The sequence below is a fragment of the Clostridium sp. genome (assembly GCF_051656525.1).
Classification (GTDB): Bacteria; Bacillota; Clostridia; order Clostridiales; family Clostridiaceae; genus Clostridium.
The window spans coordinates 1-7,254 of record NZ_JBOGCC010000059.1 but is presented as its reverse complement, the minus strand read 5'-3'; the positions used below and the strand labels follow the sequence as shown (position 1 = coordinate 7,254).

Sequence of the window (7,254 nt, the reverse complement as noted above, 5' to 3'; positions counted from 1 at the left end):
TTAAAGCTCAAATTAATAAATAATATTGATAACACTATAATTGGAGGCATTATGCTTCTAGTTCCTGGGCTAGCTATAACAAATGCTATTCGTGATACTATTGCAGGTGATTTTTTATCTGGAATTACTAAAGCCTTTGAAGCTTTTTTAATTGCTGTTTCAATTGCTGCTGGAACTGGTATAGTTCTTAGCTTTTGGATTAAAGTTTTTGGAGGTATTTAAATGAGAGATATTTTATTTCAAACATTCCTAGCCTTTATTTCTACTATAGGTTTTGGAGTAATTTTTAATATAAAAGGAAGAAATCTTATATTTTCTTCTATTGCAGGCGGGCTTAGTTGGTTTATATATAAGTTTTGCCTTTTATTTAATCCATCTGTAACCTTTGCTATGTTTATTTCAGCTGTTTGTTTTAGTATTTACTCTGAAATTTTAGCAAGAAAACTTAAAACCCCTGTTACAACCCTTATTATATCTGCTTTAATTCCATTAGTTCCAGGTTCTGGTATGTACTATACAATGTATGCTGCTGTTTCTGGTGACACAATAAAAGCATTAAATCTTGCTATAGATACACTTTCAAATGCCGGTGCTTTAGCCCTTGGGATTTTATTTATATCAACTATAACAAGACATTATTATATTCAAAAAAATAAAAAACTTTTAAAATCTAAAAGTAAAATCTAGGCTTCCTTTTCAAGAAAGCCTAGATTTTTTATTTTTTCTTTATTTTTTCTTTATACTTTATCAATATCTTATCAAATATACTATAAATTACTGGAACTACTATTAAAGTTAAAATTGTTCCAACAGTTAAACCACCAATCACAGTCATTGCAAGAGGTAATTGTATTTCATTCCCCTCACCAAATCCTAGTGCCATAGGTAAAAGACCTATAACAGTTGTAAATGCTGTCATTAAGATTGGTTGAAGTCTTATCTTTCCTGCACTTATAATTGCTTCATTTAATTCTTTTCCCTTTTCTCTTTCTTTATTTATAAAATCTATTAATACAATTCCATTGTTAACTATTATTCCTGTAAGCATAATAAAGCCAATCATAGCAGGAATACTTACTGTAACATTAGTCATAAATAACGTTATTATAGCTGAAACAAATGCTACTGGAACTGTAAACATTATTATAAATGGATTTATTAAAGACTCAAATTGAGCTGCCATTACCATATAAACAAGTATCACTGCTAAAACTAATGCTAATAATAGTTGTGAAAAAGCTTCTTCCATTTGTTCAATTTCACCACCATAAACAATTTCATATCCATTTACTATATTATAATTTTGAAGACTTTTTTGTATTTCATTTTTTGCTTCACTTAAAGTCTTACTTCCATCTAATCCAGCTTGAATATTTATTTCTCTTAATGACCCATTTCTTGAAATTTCTGAATATCCTTTTCCTCTTTCTAAAGTGCAAATTTGCATTAATGGAATTGAACTTCCTGTCATATTTGTTACTGTAATATCTTCTAAAGATGCTAGCTCTAAATTCGCCTTATCTTTTAATGAGACATACACTTCATAATTTTGACTATCTATTTTAGAGTCCATCACCTTAGTTTCTTTAAAATATGATCCTATTGATTGTGCAATTAATATATCATTCAATCCATACTTTGCAGCCTTCTCTTTATTTATTTTAAGTTTTATTTCATCAGTCTTTAGGCTATTTGAAGATTTTATATTTTCTATTCCATCTATCTCCTTCATGTTTTTTATTACATCATTACTTATCTCCTCTAATACCTTAAAATCTTCTCCCTTTATACTAATGCTTATAGGTGAACCACTTGTCATTTGCATTCCACCTGATGAAACCTCAAGTTTAGCTCCTGGGATATTACCGATTTTTTCTCTTACTTCTCTTTCCTTTTCCTTATCTTTCTTTTTTGTATCCTTCTCTAATATTACATATATTGTTGAACTTTTTTTATTTCCCACTATTGAGACTGTTTTTACATCTTCTACTTCACTTACCATTTCTAATACTTTTTTAGAAGTTTCTAATATAAATTCTCCCTTTATCCCTTTAGGTACTTCAACCTTTATGCTTATAATCCCTTGATCTGCTGTTGGGAAAAACTCCATCTTTGTATTTAAAAGAACCACAACTCCAATTGCTATAAATAAACATACTGAAAATATTACTTTCTTTTTATGTTTTAAACTATATTCTAATGCTTTAGCATATTTCACTTTAAGCTTCTCAACTACCTTATTCTTTTTATCTAAACTAGTATTTTTTAATAATCTGCTACATAAAACTGGTACTAATGTAAATGAAACCATTAGAGATGATAGTAAAGAAAATGTTACTGTAAGTGCCATTTCTTTAAATATATCGGCTGCCATTCCTTCAACAAATACTATAGGAAGAAATACACATATAGATGTTAATGTAGATGCCATTATAGCCTGTGCTACTTCCTTTGTTCCAAGACTTGCTGCCTCTTTATTAGAATAGCCGAGTTTCTTATATCTATATATACTCTCTATAACTACAATTGAGTTATCTACAAGCATTCCAACCCCAAGTGCTATTCCTCCAAGAGAAATCATATTAAGAGTTAACCCTCCAAAATAAACTAAAACAAATGTCCAAACTATCGAAATAGGTATTGATATTCCCATAATTATAGTTGTTCTAATATCTTTTAAAAATAAAAGTAATACTATTACTGCTAATATGGCTCCTATAATTGCATTTCTTTTTACTGCATCCACCATAAATTCTATTACTTCACCTTGATCCATAATCTTTATTACTTCTAAATTATTATTTTCACTTTTTAATTGTTCCAATTTTTTCTTTACTCGTTCTGTAACCTCAACAGTATTCGCCATACTTTCTTTTTGGATAGTCAATATAAGAGCATCATTTCCATTTATTTTTGCAAAATCTTCTCCCTTTTCATTTTTATACTCAATAGTACTTATATCAGATAACTTTTTAATTTCTCCTGTATTTGTTTTTAAACTTATATTTGAAAAATCCTCTAAGGAAGTTATCTCACTACTTGTTCTTACTAAAACTTCATAATCACCTTCAATAATATTTCCTATAGGGTAGTTTATATCTACACTTTTTATAGCACTTAATAAAGTTTGCATATTTAATCCATAAGAATTTAATCTATCACCATCAACTTGTATTTTTACTGTTTTATTGTATGCTCCTGAAAGATTAACTGAAGCAACCCCATCTATACTTTGAAGTTCTTTTTTTACTATATTCTCAGTAAAATCACTTATTTTTTCACTTAACTCATTTTTTAGGCTAACTCCAAAATTCATAATTGGCATCATAGATGGATCCATTTTTATAATCATAGGATTCATTGTATCTTTTGGTAAAATCCCCTTTATCATATCCACTTTTTCTCTTATTTCTAATGATGCAAAATCCATATCTGTTCCATCTTCAAATTGAACCATTACTACTGAATTTCCCTCTTTAGATATAGATTTTACACTTTTCACATTACTTGCAGTACTTATAACTTCTTCTAAATTCTTCGTTACAGTTTCCTCAATTTCACTTGGTGATGCCCCCATTAAGTTTGTATTAACCATAAGCATTGGCATATTCATATTAGGAAGCATATCTAAATTTAATCTTGTATATGATACTGCTCCAAATATAAGCACTGCAATTATTGCCATAAATATTGTTATTGGCCTCTTGATACTAAATTCCCATATCTTCATCCTATAAATCCTCCTCTACAATATTCACAGCCTGTCCCTCTTCTACATATTCTTTTCCACGGATTACTGCTTTATCTTCATTTTTTAACCCTTCTACAACTTTTATACTATGATTATTTTCTTCACTTATTTTTATTTCTCGTTTTTCAATTTCACCATCTTCAACTATATATACAAAATTCTTTTCTTCTTCTCTTATTAATGCATTCTTGCTTATCATATTTTTTTCTTTTTTCTCAGTATTTTTTATAAAACAATTTGCAAATGCTTGCACATCATAATCTTTATTATTAGGAACTTTTACAGTTACCATATACTGACCTGTTCTAGCATCTTTTTTTCTACCAATATCTTTTATATACCCTTTTTCTTTTAACATATTTTTTTCTTTTTCAATTTCCATACTAACTTCTTCATTTACTTTAAATCTTTTTATCTCATCTTCATCTACTCCAAATCTAAAGTTCAATTCACTTTTATTTCCAATAGAAATTGATGGTATCATTTTATTTTCTATTTTCTCATTTAAATAGCAATTTATACTTAAAACCTCCCCATCTATAGGAGATCTTAAAATATAATTTTCTTTCACCTTACTCATTTGCTCATAAACCTTTTTTGTAGATTCTAAACTAAGCTTTCCTAAATTTAATTTTTCTAATCCTTCAATTCCTTTTTCTAAAGCAATTAATTCTAACTCTTTCCCTTGTATCTCTTTTTCTAAAATTTTTACCCTTAAATTTTTTTCATTTAGCAACTTTTTTTTCTCTTCTTTTAAAATATTGTATTCCTCTTCACATATTTCATTATTTTTAAATTTTTCTTCAATGTCTTGTAATTCATTTTCAATATCTTTGATTTTAAATTCTATAGATTGCTTTTCATTTCTTAATTTCTTTATATCCTCTTTTATAAAACTTATATTCTTCTTTAAATTTTCTAATTTTTCCATGTCTTCAGTTGATTTTTTCAATGCATCTTCATAATCTCTTTTTGCTTTTTCCACACTTTCATCTACTTTTGATGAATCAAATCTTACTAATACATCACCTTTTTTTACTATATCCCCTTCTTTAACTCCTATATATGTAACTTTTTCATCTACCATAGCAATTAAATTTTCTTCTCTTCCATATGAAAGTCTTCCTGAATATTTCATTCTATCTCTAAGTTTTTCTTCTCCTAAAGTTTGAACTATTACATTAGTTAAAACTTCATCAGTAGCCTCTACTTCTTTATCATAATTTTTATTTATTATAAAAATTCCCATTCCTATTATTAAAGCTATACCCATTAACTTTAATATCTTATTCCTTCTCAATTCAGCCCCTCCATATTCACTTTTTGTTAATTATTTTAATTATTTGTTAATATTATAACATTAAAAAAGGAATCTATCATAAATTTTAGATAAATTCCTCTCTTCTTTTACATATTCACAGCATCTGCAATTTCACTTATATTTTTATAAAAGTCTTCTAAACATATAGCATTTTCGAATTCACTTGATGGATATTTTATTAAAGTTTCTTTTTTCATATATTCTTCAATACTTTCTTTTGCATCATGAAAATGTCCCATCTGTACTTCACAAAGACATTTTAAAAAATACAAATCCTTAAAATCATTAAACTCCAAAAGATTTTCCTTTATAAAATCTAACTCATCAGAAAACATCTCTAACTTGTGCATGGCTTTTGCTTTATTTATAACTAATTTACATTTATCTACTTTTTTGCTCTTCTCAAGTTCAAATGCCTTTTCATATTTTTCTAAAGCCATATCATAATCTTCCATTCTTCCATATTCATTTCCTAAATCAAAAAAATATTTCTCATCCTTTTCATCTTCACTCATTAAAGATAATATTTTTAGATTCCTACTTATTTTTCTTTTTAAGTCAACCTTTTCTTTATCACTTCCATAATGCTTTACTTTAATGTTTGAATACTTTATTTTTTCTTCACCATAATTCAGCTTTATACTTTCTTCTATTGATTCATAGACTTTTCCTTTAAACTTAATCTTTTCATCTCTTTTAAAAAGTCTTATTATATTATCTTCACTTCTCTTAATACTATCTAAATAACTTCCTATTCTTAAACTAATGGCTACTTCATTAGTTATTTCATTTAGTACTTTTAAAATTTCTTTTTTATCTTCTAAAACCTCATCACAATCTAAAAAAAGAATCCAGTCTTTAGTAGCTTTTTGAATACATCTATTTCTTAATTCAGCAAAATCATAATAAAATTCCTCATTATAAACTTTAGCTCCATATTCTTTAGCAATTTCTACAGTTCTATCTTTTGATCCGGTATCTACTACAATTATTTCTGAAACTATATCCTTTGCACCTTCTATACATCCTCTTATTAAGTTTTCTTCATTCTTACTTATTATACAAAGGCTTATCTCTTTCTTTTTCATAAACTCCCCCTAAGCATTTTAATTTTATTTATTCTATAGATATGCAAAGACTCTCTAACTTATACAACATATTAATAATTTTTATTCTGTAAAGCTAATTTCATAATATTTAAAAAGGTGTTTCTATTTAAGAAACACCCTTACTTAACCCTCAATATTATTTATTCTATTACTCTTTTTTCTCGTCTATATCCTTCATAAACACCATCAATACATTCTCCGACATTTTTATATCCAATATTCTCATAATAATTATTCAATTTAAAGTTAGTTTTCTGTGAATCTAACCTAATAAATTCTACTTTAACTTCTGTACCATATTTTTCTGCAAATTTTAACATTTCTATTCCTAACCCTTTAAACTCTTCATCTATAGCTAAATGATGTACATATAATGCCTTATCTTTAGTTTCCCATCTATCATCTTCCTTAAATAAAGCCATTACTCCAACTACCTTTGCATTTTCATTAGCCACAAATACTATTTTTTCATTAATTATTTTATCAAAATATTTATTAGGGTATCTTTCTAAATAATTTGTTTTATTCCATTGATACAAATTTCTCTTATCCATCCACTTCATTCTTCTTTTTATTAATTCTACAATTTGTTCTCTATCTTCTAGTCCTGCTAATCTTATTTTCATTTTCTCTCTCCCTTATTTTACCCATAATTTTTAATCAAATAATGTTTCCCAAGACTTTGAATTATTTGCTTCAAAGCACATTTCTATTTGCTTCTTAGTATTCTTTTCATTTGCTAATTTCTTTGGTAAACTTTCTAGTGAAAAATATTCACTTTCTACTGTTTCTATATTCTTCTTAAACTCTCCATTAATTTTTCTACACTGAACAAATACTTTACAAACACCATAAGCATAAATTGGCTTATTATGTTTATTTCTATCTTGAATTGCTATTATTCTTTCTGCTTTAACTAAAATCCCTGCTTCTTCTTGAACTTCTTTAATAGTATTAGATTCTATTGACTCTAGTACATCAACCCAGCCTCCTGGCATAGACCATGTACCATTATTCTCTTTTACAAGTAATATCTTATCATCTTTAAATATTGCCGCCCTTGTATCTAATTT

The 7,254-nt window shown here is 27.1% G+C and carries 7 protein-coding genes; 2 read left to right on the top strand and 5 right to left on the bottom strand.

Annotated elements, in window-relative coordinates:
* Positions 1-222, top strand: a 222-nt coding sequence (locus ACRDDY_RS02150; protein WP_438563328.1) for a threonine/serine exporter family protein, incomplete at its 5' end; no start/stop codon positions are given.
* The gene (locus ACRDDY_RS02145; protein ID WP_438563327.1) at positions 223-687 is read left to right on the top strand and encodes a threonine/serine exporter family protein; all 465 of its coding nucleotides are present in this window, start codon (positions 223-225) and stop codon (positions 685-687) included.
* Between the two features lie 28 nt (positions 688-715).
* Here the strand turns inward: ACRDDY_RS02145 and ACRDDY_RS02140 are convergent, their stop codons facing one another.
* From ACRDDY_RS02140 to ACRDDY_RS02120, 5 genes are all read right to left on the bottom strand, one after another.
* A complete protein-coding gene (locus tag ACRDDY_RS02140) occupies positions 716-3,730 on the bottom strand; it encodes an efflux RND transporter permease subunit (protein ID WP_438563326.1) in 3,015 nt (1,004 codons plus the stop codon).
* A 1-nt stretch (position 3,731) separates the two neighbouring features.
* Positions 3,732-5,051 (bottom strand): efflux RND transporter periplasmic adaptor subunit, encoded by a 1,320-nt coding sequence (locus ACRDDY_RS02135; protein ID WP_438563325.1) that lies wholly within the window; start codon positions 5,049-5,051, stop codon positions 3,732-3,734.
* 107 nt (positions 5,052-5,158) lie between these two features.
* Positions 5,159-6,160, bottom strand: coding sequence for a glycosyltransferase (locus ACRDDY_RS02130; protein WP_438563324.1), 1,002 nt, complete (start codon positions 6,158-6,160; stop codon positions 5,159-5,161).
* A 161-nt stretch (positions 6,161-6,321) separates the two neighbouring features.
* Positions 6,322-6,807, bottom strand: coding sequence for a GNAT family N-acetyltransferase (locus ACRDDY_RS02125; RefSeq protein ID WP_438563323.1), 486 nt, complete (start codon positions 6,805-6,807; stop codon positions 6,322-6,324).
* A 30-nt stretch (positions 6,808-6,837) separates the two neighbouring features.
* On the bottom strand, positions 6,838-7,254 hold a 417-nt coding region (locus ACRDDY_RS02120; RefSeq protein WP_438563322.1), incomplete at its 5' end, for an NUDIX domain-containing protein.